At 45.6% G+C, this 19,282-nt stretch carries 14 protein-coding genes; 6 read left to right on the forward strand and 8 right to left on the reverse strand.

Annotated elements, in window-relative coordinates; translation table 11 throughout:
- Positions 1 to 103 precede the first annotated feature (103 nt).
- The 4 genes from dnaJ to ACFI6L_RS19355 form a co-directional block, all read right to left on the reverse strand.
- Entirely contained in the window at positions 104 to 1,237 is a 1,134-nt protein-coding gene (dnaJ, locus tag ACFI6L_RS19340) for a molecular chaperone DnaJ (protein WP_039216266.1), read from the reverse strand.
- Positions 1,238 to 1,437: 200 nt separating this feature from the next.
- Positions 1,438 to 3,366, reverse strand: coding sequence for a molecular chaperone DnaK (gene dnaK, locus ACFI6L_RS19345; RefSeq protein ID WP_462574628.1), 1,929 nt, complete (start codon positions 3,364 to 3,366; stop codon positions 1,438 to 1,440).
- A 119-nt stretch (positions 3,367 to 3,485) separates the two neighbouring features.
- Positions 3,486 to 4,109: a nucleotide exchange factor GrpE gene (gene grpE, locus ACFI6L_RS19350; RefSeq protein WP_039216268.1), complete on the reverse strand. Its 624-nt coding sequence runs from the start codon at positions 4,107 to 4,109 to the stop codon at positions 3,486 to 3,488.
- Between the two features lie 212 nt (positions 4,110 to 4,321).
- Positions 4,322 to 5,227, reverse strand: a complete 906-nt coding sequence (locus ACFI6L_RS19355) for a tetratricopeptide repeat protein (protein WP_101564003.1) — start codon at positions 5,225 to 5,227, stop codon at positions 4,322 to 4,324.
- A gap of 247 nt (positions 5,228 to 5,474) precedes the next feature.
- Here ACFI6L_RS19355 and ACFI6L_RS19360 point away from each other — a divergent pair, with 247 nt between their 5' ends.
- Entirely contained in the window at positions 5,475 to 8,990 is a 3,516-nt protein-coding gene (locus ACFI6L_RS19360) for a PAS domain-containing hybrid sensor histidine kinase/response regulator (RefSeq protein ID WP_462574629.1), read from the forward strand.
- Between the two features lie 81 nt (positions 8,991 to 9,071).
- Here ACFI6L_RS19360 and ACFI6L_RS19365 read toward each other — a convergent pair whose 3' ends face one another.
- The 3 genes from ACFI6L_RS19365 to ACFI6L_RS19375 all read right to left on the reverse strand — a co-directional run bounded on the left by ACFI6L_RS19365 (position 9,072) and on the right by ACFI6L_RS19375 (position 13,446).
- Complete coding sequence (locus tag ACFI6L_RS19365; RefSeq protein ID WP_014976113.1) at positions 9,072 to 9,965, reverse strand: aspartyl protease family protein; 894 nt, start codon at positions 9,963 to 9,965, stop codon at positions 9,072 to 9,074.
- A 189-nt stretch (positions 9,966 to 10,154) separates the two neighbouring features.
- A complete protein-coding gene (locus tag ACFI6L_RS19370; RefSeq protein WP_049586800.1) occupies positions 10,155 to 10,823 on the reverse strand; it encodes a response regulator transcription factor in 669 nt (222 codons plus the stop codon).
- 244 nt (positions 10,824 to 11,067) lie between these two features.
- The gene (locus ACFI6L_RS19375; protein ID WP_462574630.1) at positions 11,068 to 13,446 is read right to left on the reverse strand and encodes a TonB-dependent receptor; all 2,379 of its coding nucleotides are present in this window, start codon (positions 13,444 to 13,446) and stop codon (positions 11,068 to 11,070) included.
- Positions 13,447 to 13,709: 263 nt separating this feature from the next.
- Between ACFI6L_RS19375 and ACFI6L_RS19380 the strand changes: the two genes are divergently transcribed.
- The 4 genes from ACFI6L_RS19380 (at position 13,710) to ACFI6L_RS19395 (ending at position 18,358) form a co-directional block, all read left to right on the forward strand.
- The gene (locus ACFI6L_RS19380; RefSeq protein ID WP_014976110.1) at positions 13,710 to 15,005 is read left to right on the forward strand and encodes a GntP family permease; all 1,296 of its coding nucleotides are present in this window, start codon (positions 13,710 to 13,712) and stop codon (positions 15,003 to 15,005) included.
- Positions 15,006 to 15,109: 104 nt separating this feature from the next.
- Positions 15,110 to 16,531: an E22 family MetX-like putative esterase gene (locus tag ACFI6L_RS19385; RefSeq protein ID WP_462574631.1), complete on the forward strand. Its 1,422-nt coding sequence runs from the start codon at positions 15,110 to 15,112 to the stop codon at positions 16,529 to 16,531.
- Positions 16,528 to 17,598 (forward strand): extracellular catalytic domain type 2 short-chain-length polyhydroxyalkanoate depolymerase, encoded by a 1,071-nt coding sequence (locus ACFI6L_RS19390; protein WP_462574633.1) that lies wholly within the window; start codon positions 16,528 to 16,530, stop codon positions 17,596 to 17,598. The genes ACFI6L_RS19385 and ACFI6L_RS19390 overlap by 4 nt, the downstream gene beginning before the upstream one ends.
- Positions 17,591 to 18,358 (forward strand): 3-hydroxybutyrate dehydrogenase, encoded by a 768-nt coding sequence (locus ACFI6L_RS19395; RefSeq protein WP_462574634.1) that lies wholly within the window; start codon positions 17,591 to 17,593, stop codon positions 18,356 to 18,358. The genes ACFI6L_RS19390 and ACFI6L_RS19395 overlap by 8 nt, the downstream gene beginning before the upstream one ends.
- Positions 18,359 to 18,756: 398 nt before the next feature.
- Here the strand turns inward: ACFI6L_RS19395 and ACFI6L_RS19400 are convergent, their stop codons facing one another.
- Positions 18,757 to 18,912, reverse strand: coding sequence for a hypothetical protein (locus ACFI6L_RS19400; protein WP_232363669.1), 156 nt, complete (start codon positions 18,910 to 18,912; stop codon positions 18,757 to 18,759).
- 30 nt (positions 18,913 to 18,942) lie between these two features.
- On the opposite strand from ACFI6L_RS19400, the gene ACFI6L_RS19405 reads away from it, so the two are divergent.
- On the forward strand, positions 18,943 to 19,282 hold a 340-nt coding region (locus ACFI6L_RS19405), incomplete at its 3' end, for a hypothetical protein (RefSeq protein ID WP_462574635.1).

Here is a 19,282-nt window from a genome sequence, read left to right on the forward strand (position 1 = left end):
TGCATGGATAATTGGCCACTCATAAGAGCGCGTTTAAATGCCTTTCAAAAATAAAAAAGCCCTCAACTGAGGGCTTTCAAATAAAGTATGTACTACTAAGCAATTAGTTCGTTAAATCGTCAAAGAACTTTTTAACGCCGTCAAAGAAGCCTTGCGCTTTCGGGCTGTGCTTACTTGACGCTTTACCCATCGACTCTTCAAGCTCTTGAAGTAGTTCTTTTTGGCGAGATGATAAGTTTACTGGTGTTTCGACCACAACCTTACACATTAAGTCGCCCATGGCACCACTTCGCACTGATTTAACACCTTTACCACGTAGACGGAACATTCGGCCAGTCTGCGTTTCAGGGCTGATTTTCAGTTTTACTTTCCCATCTAGCGTTGGCACTTCTAGCTCGCCGCCAAGGGCTGCCGTAGTGAAGCTTAACGGTACTTCACAGTACAAATTGTTGCCATCGCGCTTAAAGATATCGTGCTCACGTACGTGGACCTGAACGTATAAATCACCTGGAGGTGCACCGTTTTCCCCAGCTTCACCTTCGCCTGATAGACGAATACGATCACCGGTATCTACGCCAGCTGGAATTTTAACGTTAAGGGTCTTAGTCTTTTCTTTACGACCGTGGCCATGACAGCTGTTACAAGGATCTTCAATGATCTTGCCTTTACCTGAACACGTTGGGCAGGTTTGCTGAACAGCGAAGAAGCCCTGGCGCATTTGAACTTGGCCATTACCGTGACAGGTTGGACAGGTTTTAGGTGAAGAGCCTTTCTTCGCACCAGAACCATCACACACATCACATTCAACCAAGGTTGGTACGCGAATATCTACACTCTTGCCACGAACCGCTTCTTCGAGGGTAAGCTCTAAGTTGTAGCGAAGGTCTGAACCTTGACGAGCACGCGACTGACGTCCACCGCGACCACCACCGCCAAAGATATCACCAAATACATCGCCAAAGATATCACCGAAATCGGCACCACCACCGAAGCCACCGCCGCCACGGTTTGGATCAACACCCGCATGGCCATATTGGTCGTATGCTGCACGTTTCTGCGAATCTGACAGAATTTCGTAGGCTTCCTGGATTTCTTTAAACTTGTCTTCCAGGGCTTTATCGCCTTGCGTACGGTCAGGGTGATACTTCATCGCAAGCTTTTTGTACGCCTTTTTAATTTCGCGTTCGCCTGCGCTTTTATCTACCCCGAGTACTTCGTAGTAGTCTCGTTTCGACATATCGTTTACATATCCTACTTTTTGTCGACAAGCATTTTATGCTCATCGAATCTACATCTGACTGTTGTGAAAATAACCTGAACACACATTCAATAAAGCCAAGTCATTTACACAACAAAGGCGCAACAAGAAATTCCTGATGCGCCTGAACTGCTTATACGGCCCGCTATCATGCTAGGTAACGGGCCTGACACAACAGTTTACTTCTTATCGTCGTCTTTCACTTCTTCGAATTCAGCGTCAACAACGTCATCGTCTGCTTTACCAGAAGACGCTTGCTGCTCTGCACCTTCAGCGCCGCCAGCGGCTGCTTGTTGTGCTTGCGCAGCTTCCATCAGCTTGCTAGACGCTTGAATAAGTTCTTGCGTTTTCGCTTCGATTTCTGCTTTGTCTTCGCCTTTAGACGCTGTTTCAAGCGCAGTAAGAGCTTCTTCAATTGGCGCTTTGTCTTCTGCACTTAGTGCATCGCCAACTTCTTCAAGCTGCTTACGCGTAGCGTGGATCATGCCATCAGCTTGGTTACGCGCTTGAATTAGCTCTTCAAACTTCGCATCAGCTTCTTTGTTCGCTTCTGCGTCTGCTACCATTTTTTCTACTTCTTCATCGCTTAGGCCTGAAGAAGCTTTGATGGTGATCTTCTGCTCTTTACCTGTGTCTTTATCTTTCGCAGACACGTGTAGGATACCGTCAGCATCTAGGTCGAAGGTAACTTCGATTTGCGGTACACCGCGCGCTGCTGGGCGAATACCTTCAAGGTTGAATTGACCAAGAGACTTGTTGCCGCTTGACTGCTTACGCTCACCTTGTAGCACGTGTACTGTTACCGCAGACTGGTTGTCTTCCGCTGTCGAGAACGTTTGCGACTTCTTAGTTGGGATAGTCGTGTTCTTCTCGATAAGCGCAGTCATTACACCGCCCATTGTCTCAATACCTAGAGACAGAGGCGTAACGTCTAGAAGTAGTACGTCTTTAACGTCACCAGAAAGTACACCACCTTGAATTGCCGCACCTACTGCTACTGCTTCATCAGGGTTAACGTCTTTACGTGGCTCTTTACCGAAGAACTCAGTTACATACTTCTGTACAAGCGGCATACGTGTTTGACCACCCACAAGGATGATGTCGTTAATGTCGCCTACAGATAGGTCTGAGTCAGCTAGTGCTTGCTTAAGCGGGTTAAGCGAGTTTTTCACTAGATCTTCAACTAAAGACTCAAGTTTTGCACGAGTAAGCTTAATTGCTAAGTGCTTAGGACCTGTTGCATCAGCAGTGATGTAAGGCAGGTTAACTTCTGTCTGTTGTGAAGAAGAAAGTTCGATTTTGGCTTTCTCGCCCGCTTCTTTAAGACGCTGCATAGCTAGCGGATCTTTACGAAGGTCGATGCCTTGATCTTTCTTAAACTCTTCAACTAGGTAGTTGATAACACGGTTATCGAAGTCTTCACCACCAAGGTGTGTGTCACCGTTAGTCGCTAGTACTTCAAACGTGTGCTCGCCATCTACTTCATCAATTTCGATGATAGAGATATCGAACGTACCACCACCTAAGTCGTATACTGCAACAACGTTATCGCCTTGCTTTTTGTCCATGCCGTACGCAAGTGCAGCAGCAGTTGGCTCGTTGATGATACGCTTAACTTCAAGACCTGCGATACGACCCGCATCTTTTGTAGCTTGACGCTGAGAATCGTTAAAGTAAGCAGGAACAGTAATAACTGCACCAGTTACTTCTTCGCCAAGATAGTCTTCAGCAGTCTTCTTCATTTTCTTAAGTACTTCAGCAGAAATCTGCGGTGGCGCCATTTTCTCGCCTTTCGCTTCTACCCATGCATCACCGTTATCAGCACCTACAATTTTGAAAGGCATGATGTCGATGTCGCGCTGTACTTCTTTATCTTGGAAGCGACGACCAATTAGACGCTTGATTGCGAATAAAGTGTTTTCAGGGTTTGTTACCGCCTGACGCTTCGCCGATTGACCTACAAGTGTTTCACCATCGTTTGTGTAAGCGATGATTGAAGGTGTTGTACGATCGCCTTCCGCGTTTTCAATTACGCGAGGTTTGTCGCCGTCTAGAACTGCGACACATGAATTCGTTGTACCTAAGTCGATACCAATGATTCTACCCATTTCGTGTCTCCGAAAAAGTTTCTTAATTCTGTACTTTTAGTGGGGTTATTCCCCGATCTTTTCAATAGATGTCAGTAAAAAAACTGACATTTTTGTGTGTTTATCGCAAAAAGCGTGACTTACGCTTGCGTGTCCACACCACCACTTGGCGCACGCGATACCATAACCATGGCTGGGCGTAACAAGCGGCCGTTAATTTGATAACCTTTTTGCATAACCGCCATCACCGTATTTGGCTCGTGGTCTGCACTTTCTTGCATAGACATTGCCTGATGCAAGTCAGGGTTGAAGGTTTCGCCCTGCGGATCAATAAGGCTTAATCCAAATTTCTCAATAGTGCTTAAGAAAGTTTTGTGGGTCATTTCCACACCTTCTAAAAGCGGCTTAACCGCTTCATTGTCAGCATCGGTCATTTCGATAGCACGTTCTAAGTTGTCGATAACCGGTAGCAACTCACCAGCGAAGCGTTCAAGGGCAAATTTACGCGCCTTTTCTACTTCACCTTCAGCACGACGACGTGCGTTGTCAGCATCTGCACGCGCGCGAAGCACACCATCTTGCTGTTCTTTAATGGTTGCTTGCGCCTCAGAAAGCGCTGTTTCTAGCTCATAAATGCGTTGTGCATTTTCATCAAGCTCTACGCCTTCTGTTTCTTGCGCTTCAACTTGCGCTTCTTCAGCATTTTGAACAGTTTGATCAACTGTATTTTCTTGTTCTGCCTGCACGTCGCGATTATCGCTCATGCCTACCTCCAAACGTTTTTCTTAATTAGGCATTGCCCAATAACGTTAAAATTATTGGGAATAAGTCTGTTGCGCTTAGTTATGGGGCTAGATTTAAGGTGATCAAGGGTATCCACATTATTTTTGTGGGTGATTTTAAAAAAATATAAAAAAAGCCAAACTTCAATACTAAGTTTGGCTTCCTAACGCTTTAATGAGTTTTTTTAATTTAGTTACCTAGTGGTACCAACTTGCCAAAATGTTGGCGTTCGTATTGAACCACTATCTAGGATAACACACTGAGGGTCACCTCTTTTGCAACCATTCCCTTTTATCCTGCTTCCCGTTTGCCCATGGTGCTTTCTGAGTTCACTTAGCATCAACCCGTGAACATCGCCCATATTGATACTAATTCCAGTCACCGTAATAGTTTCAATGCTGCTATCGAGACCAGCAGTAGACTTAGGGTTCTCATTGTCCTGCGCTATAACTTTCTCTCCACTTAATTGTTGAAGTAGCTCTACCGAATTGGCGTATTTACCTGACGCTGGAAATGCTAATAGAGACTTCGCTTTCACTATATCCTTTTCCACAAACTCTCCATTGATATAAAGAACGGCTAATACATAGTTAGCGAGGTAGCTCATTCCTTCTTCAACTTCGGCTTCCAAAAATTCAACCGCAGTCGCTTTTTCTTCGTCGGTAGATTCATTATCAGAAAAGACGAGAACAGCATATTCCTCTGCCGTTCTATTAACGCCTTCATCTGCAGCAAATTTCATCAATCGCTTGGCTTCAGCCATATTCTTTTGTGTACCAATTCCCTGTGCAGCCATCCCCGCTGCTTGTCGGTAAGCTGGCAGGAAGCCCTGTTTGGCAGACTTATCAAAGTAATAATAGGCATTTTCTAAATCTGTCTTTACCCCAGATTCAGGATTCATAAAGATGTGGCCAAGGGAGAAGCTGGTTTGTTCATGACCTCTGGACGCCAAAGCTCGAAGTGTATTCAGCTTAGCAAGTGAACAATCTTCGTCTGCGCATTCAGGTTGATTCGGAATAGCCCAAACAGATGCAGATATTATAGTTGAAATTAGTAGTGAGATTCGCAGAATACGTGTGCTTGCTGAATTTTGTTTCATTAAATTCCCTTTTTATTATTCCGGTGATTGGCTAAGACCGACTTATGTGTAAATCCTACTGCTCAAAAAGACGTCGCCTTGTATAAAAACCTATCACTTATCGTTCAAATTGCAAATAATTAACTCCGAAATATTGCTTGTGTACCAACAGAAGATACCTCGCATGTGAAAACTATGTTAATGTAAATCAACAATAAAACGCGCTTTCAATTGCGCTAATAAATGCGTTCAACTACACGGAATATCTATGCTAAGTATCTGGACGGTTGGCACTATTGTTGGTTGTTATCTCCTCGCGCTTTTCGCTTTAGCATTTTGGGGCGATAAGCGTTTACGTGACAACCGGCAACACCCAATATTGTACAGTCTTGGATTGGGCGTGCATTGTACATCTTGGGCATTTTTCGGCACTACCTCTCAAGCAGCACAATATGGCTGGGCAGTTATCCCTACTTACTTAGGGATTATGCTGACTATGGCATTTGCGTTTCCTGTGGTGCTTCATATAAGCAGACTGTGTCAACAACACAACATCAGCTCTTTAGCAGACCTCATCTCACTTAAATACCAGCACTCCCACTTGATTGCCGCGCTTATCACTTTACTGTGTTTTTTCGGTGTAGTGCCCTACATTGCCCTGCAGTTAGACGCCATTACGAAATCAATAAATTTGTTGACTGACGACGCGCATACAAGCACGCCATGGTTAAGTATCTACGTAGCTATCTTGCTCGCATTATTTGCCATTATCTTCGGTACCCGTACACTCAACTTGACCGACAAACACCCCGGTCTGCTACTTACTATAGCGTTTGAATCGGTTATAAAGCTTGTTGCCCTGTGCGCTGTAGGTGTTTTCGTTTGCTTCTATCTGTTTGATGGTGTGTTGGATTTGGTGTCTAACGCCGCTTCAAATGCCAGTGCTCGAGAAGTCATTTATGCTGATAGCGCACCCTGGGTTTATGTATCACATGTTGTTTTGGGCGTTTGCTCTATGTTCGTTTTGCCACGACAGTTTCATATGAACTTCGTTGAGCAGAACGGTGAGGGGGAGCTTAGAACAGCAAGGTGGCTATTTCCCCTCTATTTATTTGGCATGACCCTTTTTATTATTCCAATTGCACTTGCAGGAAAAATGCTGTTGCCAGTGGATACGAGCTCTGATGCGTATGTGCTTGCCCTACCTTTATATGCTGAAAATATCGCGCTGTCGTCATTTGCTTTCATAGGAGGCCTTTCTGCAACCACCAGCATGGTGATTGTTGCAACCTTGGCGCTGGGAATAATGATCTCGAACAATGTTGTTACGCCACTTTGGCTAAAAGCGCGACTAAAGACTTCGCCCAATCGTTCAATGCAGCCAAACAAAATACTGTCTATACGTCGTATTACCGTTGTGGTCGTACTTAGCATTGCGCTCTGGTATCACTTGAATATAAGTCAGGCTGCACCTCTGGTTAAAAGCGGGGTGATTGCTATTGCATTATTAGCACAGTGCATGCCTGCACTTATGTTTGGTCTTTACTGGACGAAAAGCAACAAAGCTGCCGCTATTTGCGCCTTATTGGTAGGGTTTACATGTTGGGCAGCATTCCTCCTCTACCCAAGCTTACTGTCGAGTTATTATTTCAACCCAGCACCCACTGATCAAGCGCTTGGTTTGGGCTTTGCCTTTTCCTTATTGGCTAATTGCCTTACATTCGTTACGGTTGCATTAATTACATCAAGACGTGGCACTAAGCCAAATAATACGCTCCTCACAGATCACGACACACCTCGTTTACTGGTAAAAGTGAGGGACTTAATTGCACTCACCGAACGTGTGCTCGAAAGTGCCACGCACTCTCAACTGGTTAAGCAGCTATCAGTTGACGTCAATCGCGCCGCTAGCAGTGGTTATGCCAGTCAGGCGCTTATCGACAGGGTAAATAAGTTGCTTGCCGCACAAGTAGGAGCTCCTAGTGCTCGTATATTACTGGGTGCCATCGCAGATACAGGCAGCGATAGCTTTCCAGAACTGGTTGACTGGGTAGAAGAAGCTTCTCAGTCATTTCAGTTTAACCACGAGGTACTTCAATCGTCAGTGCAAAACATTGAGCAAGGCATAAGTGTGCTTGATGACAAACTGCAGCTACTGGCGTGGAACGAACGTTACGTGGAGTTATTTGCCTACCCTAAAGGATTTCTAAAAGCGGGCATGCCCATTACCGATATACTTAGCTACAACGCAAACCGAGGGTTGTTTAGCCCCTCATCTATCGAAAAGCGCGTTAGCTACATGCTGGAAGGCACCCGTCATAAACATATTCGCAAACAGCCTGACGGAAAAGTGATTGAACTTAACGGCGCGCCGCTACCTGGTGGCGGCTACGTGACTACCTATAGCGATATCACTGAATACATAGCAATTCAAAAAGAATTAGAAAGTGCAAAAGAAGACTTGGAGGCAAGGGTTGCGCAGCGTACAGCAGAATTAGAAGAAGCCAAACAACACGCTGACAAAGCTAACGAGAGCAAAACCAAATTTCTGGCCGCGGCTGGGCACGATCTCATGCAACCTTTCAACGCCGCAACATTATTTGCCAGCATGCTCAGCAAAAAGACGCAAGGTAGTGAACTGGCCACACTATCTGAAGGCGTGGTGAATTCTTTGGACAATGCTCAGAGCTTACTTTCAATGCTACTTGATATGACGAAATTAGACGCTGGCGTACTTACCCCTCAAAAGACTGAATTTCCAGTCAGTGATATGTTGTCTTCATTGGTGCAGGAATTTAGTGTCATTGCAAAGCAAAAAGGTATTGAGCTCAGGTATGTACCGACCAGAGTTATGGTGTACTCGGACAAAGTGCTACTGCGACGGGTGCTTCAAAACTTGCTGTCCAACGCAGTCCGCTATACCGCAAAAGGCCGTATTTTGGTGGGCGTGAGACGCACAAGAGTCACAAATACCGAGCAGGTTATAAAGCTTTGTGTTTACGATACCGGACTAGGTATCGCCGACCACCAACAGCATGAAATATTTAGTGAATTCCACCAGCTAGAGAGCAACAACAAAGGCGAAGGAATTGGATTAGGCCTGACTATTGTAGATAAGATATGTCGACTACTCGGTCATGAAGTCGGACTGACTTCATCGCCAAATAAAGGAAGCTGCTTCAGTGTGGCTGTATCTAGAGCATTTCAAAGCGAAGCCTCGATACTCACCGCGCACGCAAGTAACACTAATCATGTTGACTCCCCTTTTAATAATTCGGTATTAACGAAGAACTCAGCAAGTGCGCCAAATAATTCAGTAAGCGTTCAAAAAAGCGCATTAGACAGCCGTTCTCGCCCTGTCTCCTGGCACTCCCATCAAATGCCCTCTTTAGACTCAGCGAATAAAAACAACAATGCATTTTTAAAAGACACCCGTTTTCTACTCGTAGAAAATGACGAGCAAGTGGCAAATGCAATGTGTACCTTACTGAGAGATTGGGGAGGGAGTACAACATTGATAGCGGGCGGAGCAGAAGTGTCGAGTATTTCACAAGAACACTTTGATGTGCTCGTCGCCGATTATCACCTAAATTATGGCGAAACCGGTTTTGACGTTGCAGCGATTCTTTCTGAAAATAACGTGAGTTTTGCCTTAAAGATTTTAGTCACTGCCAATAGAAGTAACGATATAAGAGAAGAAGCGGCGGAGCAACAATTTAGCTACCTGCCAAAACCCTTAAAGCCTGCGGCACTTAAGCGACTGCTAAAGCAATCGCTTGTTTAATAGAGAACTCGTGATCGCATTTGTAGTACGGCAGTAGGTATTTCGTCTTCTTTTGGTAGCTGGTTTGCATCAAGATACTTTTTACTTTTGCGGTAACGCGATGTGAAGTTTCCCGTAACGATAATCAAGTGTTACAACGAAGTCTTTCAACAAATCATAGCCTATTAAGCCTACTACCCGCTTTCCACCTATCCGGCTACCCGTTCTTTCATACTGACTTTCTAAGTTTGTCTTTTGCCCTTCAGCAGGAAAGCTAACCTTAACGTCACTAATCTCGAATGGACCAAACTTCACGACATCAGACGTAGCGAACTCATTGACCCCAGAACTATTGGCACCAAATGACGTGCTTGCGCCTTCCACTTTTTCAAGCAACCCAACCTTGGACGCCGCTCGACGGTTAATCAAAATTGTACCGGCGTTACCAGTATCGACTAATAGCCACAACGCAACACCGTTAATTTCTACTTGCGCGATAGGCATTCCACTACCCTGTTGAGAGTTGGCTCGAACATTTGCCACCTCCCCCATATCTATCGAATCACGCGTCACCAGACGAATTTTTCTGTGGGGGTAGTCCAATTGAACGATGAAGTTATTGAAAAAACCTGCCCCCAGTAACATACCATTGGAGTGATGACCTAAGCTGGATTCGACAAGTGAATCCAGCTCGAAATCACTACCAAATATTTCAACGTTTACATTGTTGTAGGCGTTTCGCCTTTCAACGTCGTACACCCCTTTAACGGTCACGGGGCGCCCTTTATCAAGGTCTAAATTATGCTTCCCGATAAACGCGCGATTGATACTGTTTATTTGTGCTCCTGAATCCAGCATGACCCGAGATTCGATGCCTTCTATGGTAACAGGCAAAAAAACGTGACCGTTGTCTAGGGTGAAATCTGTCCATACTGTAACGGCACTAAACGCATTGAAAGAACTAAAAAGAAGGGAAAGTAAAATAAATCGCGTCATAAATATCCTTTTACGCCAGTAAACTAATCCTTTGAAATCTTACGCTAGCACATGAGCTGATTGAGATCGAATTAGCACGATGAACCGAACGCGCAAAAATCCCTAATCTAGTGGAAAGCATATAATACATGTTAGTGCTTAAACTATATCAATATGATCATAGTCTTGAAGACGTCTTTCGCTTTCCGTTTAGCTTAAATGCATTGCATTTTTGAACGCGATACCGGCCTTGGTTCTGTTAATAACACCAAGCTTTCTCAATACTGCAGATACATGCTGTTTAACGGTGGACTCAGAAATGGCCAGTTCGTAAGCAATCTGCTTGTTAAGCAAGCCGTCTGATACCATTCGCAACACTTTAAGTTGGTGAGGGGTAAGTTGCTTTAATCGGTTGGTGAAATCATCTTGGCCAGAGTGGCCATTCGCATTCGATGCAGTGGCATTTGGCATCGTAGCTGATGCATTGTGAACTGAAGGCGGGATCCAAGTTTCACCGTCTAACACCGTATTTACCGCGTCAATAATGCAATCGACCGAAGCTGATTTGGGTATAAAACCGCTTGCGCCTAACGCAAACGATTTTGCCATAACATCAGGCTCTTCTTGTGCGGTAATAACAACAACAAGTACATCAGGATAGAGCGCATGTACCTCAGCAAGGCCATTTAACCCTTCATTGCCTGGCATCGTGAGATCTAAGAAAAGCAGATCGATGTCGTCATCTTCTTCAAGACTAGTGAGCGTATCGGGGAACGTGGAAGTTTCTACAAGTTCGATATGCTCCACACTAGCTAACGCATGGCACATCGCAGCCCTGAACAGAGGATGATCGTCAGCAATCAAGATTTTCACAGACATAATGCTATCAACTTGTAACTACCTTGTTAATCAACATACTATCACGCCGGTAAAAAAAGGTTAATCTTATTGGCGTATCTGTTATTGGTGCATCTGTTATTGAGTAAGGCTCCGCACCACGCCCTTCACTGCTCGACATATCCGCCGGCCAACACAATCGAAAGAGGTCGAGCAAACGTGAGCACGCCTAAGCGCAATGGCCTAGGCGTGAAACGTGTTGCTGGTCTTCTTCAGAACATACCGTTTAGAATCGATAACCTACCGTAAGGTGAACTGTACGTGGGTCACCGTAATAACCGATAAGTGTCGTATCGCCACCAAGGCCCGGACCAAAGTTACCTTCATCGTCTTGCGTGACAAAGTCATAACCACCAACCAGATACTCTTCATCAGTCAGGTTTTTGACGTGTAGTCCAGCATACCAGTCGCCTTCCACGCTTTCCCAGCGCGCGCTTAAGTTCACCATACCATAGGCATCTTGTTGAATAAGATCGCTGGTTTCAAAGATAAGATAATCATCGCGATAGTAGTAGTTGGCGTTGAAAGTAATATCCCCAAAGCTCGTTTCTAGTAGGTAGTTAGCATTTAGATTAAAGGTATTCTCTGGCGTACTTGCTAGACCAATCAACGGAGGGATTGCATTGTTTTTCTTAATCTCAAAGTCAATATAACCGTAAGCAACGTCAAACTGAAGGTTATCCGTAGCTACCCACGTCATCTCCAACTCGGCGCCTTTTGCGGCCGTTTCTGCAGCATTGCGCAGCCGCTGGTCGAGGGCGGTTGGATCAGATAAATCCCCTTCTACACCAATATACTGACGATCTTTGTGATCATATGAGAATAAAGTGATATTCATACGAAGTGCGTCGGTTAAGTCGCTCTTCACACCTACTTCAAAGCTGTCAACGACTTCTGGTTCTACACCAGGCTCGTTAGTCTGAGCACGAGGGTTAAACGTGCCCGATTTGAAGCCTTGTGAATAGCTCGCGAAGAACATGGTATCGCGGTCCATTTGATACTCCACGCCTACCCGCGGGGTAAAGCGCGACCAACTCTCTACCGCTGGCGCGTCTAACACTTCATCGCCATCGGTGTCTGTCCCAAGTACTTGAGGCACTAATTGTCCGTCGGGACGCACGTACCCATCAATCCAGTCGGTATAAGGATAAACATTGGCGAATACCAGACCGTTATTTACAAACGCGGTCTTTTCTTCATCAGTGTATCGGGCCCCCAGCGAAAGCGATAGCTTATCGGTTACGTCATAATTCATTTGCGCGTACGCTGCCCAGCTTTCTGAGTTATTACAACCCGTCACTTCCCGCGTTAACCCTGAGGCACCAAGCGATTGACCTAACACACCTAAAATGGCATCAAAATTACCGCAACTCTCACCATCGTAAAAATAGAGCCCTGACACTAAGCTAAACGCGTTCCCGGTATAATTCGCTTGAATCTCGTGAGTATCATTACTGTCGTCATACTCTGCCGGTACATCAAAAATAGGCAGAGGCGTATTGTCAAAATCAATGTTGGTAGGTGAATAGCTCTCTCTATGCGAACCAATATATTTAAGCTCTAAATCATCATTCACTCTGTATCGTGCCAGCCAGTTATAGCCTTCTAACTCGACTTTATTCCATGTAGGTAAGCTGGTGTACGAATCGAAAACCGAATCAGGCACGGGCGCATCAGTTAATATACTTGGGATTAAACGGTAGCCGCCTTTCGCATTTGATGTGTCTTCGGTCTTATCCCACCCAATACGGAAAAACAAATCTTCACTCGGGTGAACTTCTAGCGTTACACGGGCTGCCCAGAGATCTTTGTTGTAGTTCTCTTTATCTTGATTGGGCAACGCGCTTACCAGATATTCGCCGAAGCCGTCGCGGTTTAAGTTGGCATAACCCACGCCTAGATACACCGTGTCTTCAATCAGCGGTATTTGACCTGTCACTTTGATATCACGCTGACTGTAACTACCTACCGTAGCTTCAACGTTCATCTGCGTATCGCCGGTCATTTCCTTCGTAACGTATTTAACCGCGCCACCAATGGTATTCTTTCCGTAAAGCGTCCCCTGCGGGCCACGTAATACCTCAATACGCTGTACGTCTAACAAATCAAGTACGGCCCCTTGTGGGCGAGCAATATAAACATCGTCAACATAAATACCCACGCCTGGTTCATAGCCCCAAAGCGGGTCTTGCTGACCCAATCCGCGAATAAATGCCGTCAGGGTGGAATTGGTACCGCGACTAGTTTGTAGCGTAGTGTTGGGCGAAAACTGCTGCACTTCAGTCAGCACGCTAATCCCTTTTTCGCCAAGTTCAACCGCACCAATAGACGTGATAGCTACCGGCGTTTCCTGTAGCGACTCTACAGTTTTTCGCGCTGTCACCTCAATGCGTTCTAATTTTCCTTTTTGCGCTTCGGCATCGGCATCAGCTTGACTATCCTGAGCGAATACTGGCGCTGTGCTTAAAACGCTAGCCACCGCTAGGGCACAAAGGCTGTGCATGGGGTGCTTAACTGAATCGCTTTTGCGTTCTACTGTGCTAACAGAGGCTGAATGTGATTGGTAGGGTAAAACCAAGCCATTTGTGTGTATTGATTGAGACATAGTGAGTCCTTGTTGTTCTAAGTTCTGGTCACTGCCGGATGTATTGCCTACGGTCAAAATCACTTTAGTTAATTAATTGTTAATAGTATGTAGTACCATCGTACTATGGGATTTTGATAAAAGTAACGGCAAACTTTATATCTGTTATGAACGCTTTTTATCTGATTTGTATACACTTTATGGTTTTGAGTGTAAGCAAATCTTTAATCGACTTAACTGTTTCGGATCATCTGCGGTCACAGATTTTTTAAGGAATAATAACTATGTTAAGTATGATTGGCTTAGTAGGCGGTCTGTTGTTGCTTATTGTTTTGACAATACGCGGAATGAACCTCTTTATTGCTGCACCTTTGTGTGCGCTTGTCGTTGCCATTACCAATAATATCGGCGTCTTCACCGGCGACGTAAACTTCGTCCAAACCTATATGAGTGGTTTCTCTGGCTTTATCGCCTCTTGGTTTTTCATGTTTTTACTTGGTGCGTTATTCGGTAAATTCATGGAAGACACAGGAGCAGCAGATGCTGTTTCTCGCTGGATTATCACCAAAATTGGTTACAAGCGTGCCGTATTAGCTGTTGTGCTAGCTTGCGCTATTTTGACCTACGGTGGTGTAAGCGTGTTTGTGGTAGCGTTTTCTGTTTACCCTATGGCGGTGAGTTTGTTTAAAGATGCCAACCTACCCCGTCGCTTCATACCTGCTGCCATGGCATTCGGGTCGGTAACATTTACGATGACCTCCGCGGGCTCGCCAGAAATCCAAAACTGGATCCCTATAAAGTATTTGGGTACCTCCCCTTTTGCCGCGTGGGAAGTTAGCCTTGTCGTCGCCATATTCATGGCATGCTTCGGTTACTGGTGGCTTGCTAAGATGATCAGAAAAGCCGTTAATAACGGCGAGGTGTTTGAAGCCAGAGCAAGCGACCCTGAAGTGCGAGACAGAGCGCTACCCCACCCGCTTACCGGAATTGTGCCGTTAGTCGTGGTGTTAGTCATTTCGTTTCTATTCCATGAAGAACTCGCTCAGCTTGCGCTTATTCTGGCGTTAGGCGGCGGCGTACTGTGTTTGCTGGCTATTAACTACAAACATTTTCACAGTTTACCGGTTGCCATAAATGCGGGTACCACCGGCGCATTGATCGCCATAGGTAACACCGCAGCTGTTGTAGGTTTTGGCTCTATAGCAAAAAACACCGAAGCGTTTCAAACAACCGTAGCGCTTATGACCCAAATTCCTGGTAACGAGCTTATTGGTGCCGCCATTGCCGTAAGCGTGATTGCAGGGTTAACAGGAAGTGCATCGGGCGGACAAGCCATTGCCTTACCCTTGGTGGCTCCGCATTACCTTGACCAAGGCGTAGAGCCAGAACAGCTACATAGAATTGTGTCTATATCATCAGGCGCACTAGATTCGTTACCTCACAATGGCTATGTGGTTACTACCATACGCGCCATTTGTAACGAAACCCATCAGGCTGCTTACTGGGCGGTTGGCGCACTAACTGTGGTGGTGCCTGTTATTGGGCTTGCTATGGCCATTGGCCTGTTTAGCATTATGTAGCATTAGTCAAAGCCAACGATATAGTCGAAGACCCCATGACAAATAGGTCACTCTAGCAAAACATTGCCATTTAAAAATGCGGTCTGAGAAAAGGACAAGAAAGTATGTATTGGAAAAAGACGCTTGCTTCCACGTTAGTGTGGAATAAGAGCAAAGGCATCAATAAGCTATTGAAACAGCTCAGCTCACAACGAGTGCAGAAACACTTAGCATTAGCAAATTTGGTTGAGGTGTATTTAGTTAAAAAGCAGCGCTCCTTGGTGGGATTATTTGCCACACTAATGTTGACGGTACATTGCCAGGGCATTGCTGGCGAATCCGACGATACATCGCCATTGCTCAGTTCTTCAAAAGCACCTACTTCTGAGCCCGTTTCTTCCTTGCCAAGCGCTTCGCTGATGGTAGAAAAACGCGTTTTTGAAATGCCTCATTTCACAACCTTTGGTGGTAAACAAATTAAAAACGTAAAAGTTGGCTGGGAGGCGTACGGAACGCTAAATGATGCTAAGAGCAACGTTATCCTGATTACCCACTACTTTTCTGGCTCTTCTCACGCAGCTGGAAAGTACAATGAAAGCGACTCAGTGCCCGGTTACTGGGATAGTATTATCGGCCCCGGCAAGGCGATTGATACAAACCGCTTTTATGTAATAAGCGTTGATACGCTGGCCAATTTAAATGCTTACGACCCTCACGTTATTACAACCGGTCCTGCGTCAATAAATCCAGATACAGGAAAACCCTATGGCTTAGACTTTCCTGTCGTGACAATACGTGACTTTGTCAATGTTCAAAAAGCACTTCTCGAAAGTTTAGACATTAGCAAACTGTATGCGGTTATTGGGCCTTCTATGGGCTCTATGCAAGCTATCGATTGGGCGAGCGCTTACCCAGACTGGGTTGAACGTATGATTTCAGTTATCGGCGCAGGTCAAAGCGATGCATGGACTACCGCGGCATTGGAACACTGGGCAACGCCTATCACTCTAGATAAAAACTGGAACAACGGCGCTTATTCCAAAGAGCAAGCACCTCTTAATGGCTTAGCTGCCTCGCTCATGTTAATTACGCAAAATGCCCTTACCCCTTCTTTTTTCAACCAAACCGGCAACACGTTAGGGTATAAAAATGTTGAGTCGGCGCCGCTTAATGACATACGTCAATCACACAGTATTGTGAACTGGCTGCGTGAGCGAGCAAAGACCCGGGCAAAATCCATGGACGCAAACCACCTTTTATACTTGGTTCGAGCTTGCCAGCTCTTCGTTGCTGGGCATCAAGGTAATCTTGAGCAAGGACTGGCGTCGATCAAGGCTAAAACGCTGTTTATTCCAGCCCAAACAGATTTGCTACTTATGCCCTACTTATCGCAAAGTGCACACCAAGGTTTAACTTCAATGAATAACGACAGCACATTGGTTACGCTAAATGGCAAATTAGGTCATTTAGAAGGCGTGACCAATGTATCCGCTCAAGCTCAGGCTATTCGCCAATTTTTAGAAAATGATAAGGCAGCAATGCAATGATGAAATCTACCCCCTTTTTACGCCACGCGCTTTGTCTGTCTGTATTAAGCGCACTTGCCGTTAGTGTACCGGTATTCGGTAATGAGTCATCGGCGCAAGACGCGCTCCCTTCACTCACCATTGATTTAAAGAACGTTACCGTATCTGGCTTATCGTCAGGCGGTTACATGGCAACACAATTTCAATTAGCACACAGCGACTGGGTAAAAGGCGTTGGCGTCATCGCTGGTGGCCCGTACTTCTGTGCACAAGGTGATATAACCACTGCCCTGGCACAGTGCGTGAACAAGGTAGAGGGAGAAATTAACCTTGAAGCGCTGAATGAAAAAGCTAAACAGTATGAAACTGAAGGAAAAATTGCGTCGCTTTCCAATATGAAAGACACAAAAGTCTGGCTTTTTCACGGTACGCAAGACACCAGAGTGATTGCACCAGTGAGCGATTTATTATTTGAGCAATACAAATTGTGGACAGACACACAAAATATTGCCTATATCAATGACAAACCGATGGCTCACCTTTTTCCCACCAAAAACAATGGGGTTAACTGCATGAAATCAGAGAGCCCCTTCATTGGAAACTGCGATTACGATGCAGCAGGTGCCATGCTCTCTCATCTTGTTGAAGATGTTTCGACACCCGACGAGTCACTGTCAGGGCAAATTCATTCAATTGATCAGCAAAAAATAGCCGGTGGCGATGCCAAAACATTAGCAAGCGAAGGTTTTGTGTATGTGCCTGAAAGCTGTGCACAAGGCGAGCCGTGCAGAGCCCATATTAGTTTCCACGGCTGTAACCAGTATGCCGATGCCGTTGGCGATGCCTACACTACCCAAACGGGGTTGAATGAATGGGCTGATGACAACAATATTGTTGTGCTTTATCCGCAAACTAAGAAGTCGTTATTCATGCCGTTAAATCCACAAGGCTGTTGGGATTGGTGGGGCTATGCCTCTAGCGATTACGCCAACAGGGACGGCGCACAAATCAACGCAGTAAAACAGCTGCTGTTTTCATTAAATAGTGCACCTTCACTAAATAAATCCAACGGAAGTAACAATGACTAAGCGCACAATATTTATCACTGGTGGAGCAAGCGGCATTGGCTTTGGCATTGCTGAGTCAATGATGAAACAAGGGCACCATGTGATCATCGCCGACATAAACGAACAGGCAGCAAAAGAGGCTGTGACTCGACTTGCGCATTTAGACGGTTCGGCCAGCGCAGTAGCCGTAGACGTGTGCGATGCAGAGCAAGTCGCAGCACTACCTGAGGTACTAGGGAAACACACCGTTGATGTACTTATAAACAATGCCGGTATTCAGCACGTTTCACGCATAGAGGCTTTCCCTGCAGATAAGTGGCAGCAGCTTATAAATATCATGCTTGTTGGCCCGGCTCTGTTAACCCAAGCGTTTTTACCTGCCATGCGTAAGCAAAATTACGGGCGCATCATCAATGTAGGATCTATTCACTCGTTGGTAGCCTCGCCCTATAAGTCTGCTTATGTAGCGGCGAAGCATGGGCTGTTAGGGTTTGCAAAAACTATCGCGCTTGAAACGGGAGACTGCGATGTAACTATCAATACCCTTTGCCCCGCCTATGTGAAAACACCATTGGTGGAGAAACAAATTGCAGCACAGGCAAAAGAAAATAACCTTACCGAAGAAGAGGTAATAACAAAAATAATGCTAGAGCCCATGCCTAAAAAGCAATTTGTTAGCGTTGAAGAGCTTGCCGATACCGCAAGCTTCTTAATGTCACCCAGTGCCCGCAATATAACTGGGCAAACCATGGTGCTTGATGGGGGCTGGACGGCTAGATAACCCGCAAGCGATGTAACGCTTAGTTTTTTTAAAGAATAATTCTTTTCACATATCGAGTAGGGTGAGGCTTGCGCCTCATCCCTCTCACAGAACCGTACGTACGGGCCTCGTATACGGCTCCTGCATACTTCATATCACTTGCTAAGTGACACAATGCTAATTTGCAATCTAGTATCGTGCGCCCTATGGACATCGTTCATTTTCTAACATTGTGGTAACTTTCATTGCAGGGTTTGGCGTTCTAGCACTGAGGCAATCTACCAAATTTGACTACAATTACTTCCCATATACGGCCTGTCTCACCAGACATCACTATTCCTAGCGCACCGATTCGACTTGTCCCGCTGATCAGGCGGCTTGTGTATCAATGATAAAAAAACTCACAACTCATCAGAGTCTTAAAGTCTGCTTCCCCCCTTCGCAATCCATTTAAGCTTTTGGCTAAAATGGATCCTATCAAACACAATGCTGATAGTCGGCTTGGTTTTACCCTCCACACCATTACTGGCTTTCATCGGCCTAGCCTTACTCACTACTACGGGTTCATCTGCCACCTCACACTCGCAACATTCTTGGATCACTCCTTGAACGATACGTCCAACCATTTGATTGGATCCAATGCCAGGCTTCCCCAGTTACTGCACTGGCTCCCTGTTAGAAATTCCACCCTCAAACACAAAACAGGTCTGACTGAGTATCGGGCTTCGCGCTATTTTGCACGCTTACCCACCTGCCTTGCCGAATCAGGTTCACTTTCGTTGTGTACCTCTAACTTCCTATGGCTTCCTTCAGACCCTATCGTTGGCCAACAGCGCCCTTGCCATTCGGATTATCTTCCCCTCAGTCAGGGTGATTCAGGTTTCTTTCAACCTGACGGGTTTGCCAGCTTCGCTGGGCAAACAAAAAAGACTGCAATAAGCAGTC

The organism is Alteromonas sp. G4i35, from assembly GCF_054960375.1.

Excerpts from the sequence above, each read along its gene's own strand:
- ACFI6L_RS19385 (WP_462574631.1), top strand. The coding sequence starts at position 15,110 with ATGTATTGGAAAAAGACGCTTGCTTCCACGTTAGTGTGGAATAAGAGC.
- dnaJ (WP_039216266.1), bottom strand. The coding sequence starts at position 1,237 with ATGTCGAAACGAGACTACTACGAAGTACTCGGGGTAGATAAAAGCGCA.
- grpE (WP_039216268.1), bottom strand. The coding sequence starts at position 4,109 with ATGAGCGATAATCGCGACGTGCAGGCAGAACAAGAAAATACAGTTGAT.
- ACFI6L_RS19370 (WP_049586800.1), bottom strand. The coding sequence starts at position 10,823 with ATGTCTGTGAAAATCTTGATTGCTGACGATCATCCTCTGTTCAGGGCT.
- ACFI6L_RS19360 (WP_462574629.1), top strand. The coding sequence starts at position 5,475 with ATGCTAAGTATCTGGACGGTTGGCACTATTGTTGGTTGTTATCTCCTC.
- ACFI6L_RS19395 (WP_462574634.1), top strand. The coding sequence starts at position 17,591 with ATGACTAAGCGCACAATATTTATCACTGGTGGAGCAAGCGGCATTGGC.
- ACFI6L_RS19365 (WP_014976113.1), bottom strand. The coding sequence starts at position 9,965 with ATGACGCGATTTATTTTACTTTCCCTTCTTTTTAGTTCTTTCAATGCG.
- dnaK (WP_462574628.1), bottom strand. The coding sequence starts at position 3,366 with ATGGGTAGAATCATTGGTATCGACTTAGGTACAACGAATTCATGTGTC.
- ACFI6L_RS19355 (WP_101564003.1), bottom strand. The coding sequence starts at position 5,227 with ATGAAACAAAATTCAGCAAGCACACGTATTCTGCGAATCTCACTACTA.
- ACFI6L_RS19390 (WP_462574633.1), top strand. The coding sequence starts at position 16,528 with ATGATGAAATCTACCCCCTTTTTACGCCACGCGCTTTGTCTGTCTGTA.
- ACFI6L_RS19380 (WP_014976110.1), top strand. The coding sequence starts at position 13,710 with ATGTTAAGTATGATTGGCTTAGTAGGCGGTCTGTTGTTGCTTATTGTT.
- ACFI6L_RS19375 (WP_462574630.1), bottom strand. The coding sequence starts at position 13,446 with ATGTCTCAATCAATACACACAAATGGCTTGGTTTTACCCTACCAATCA.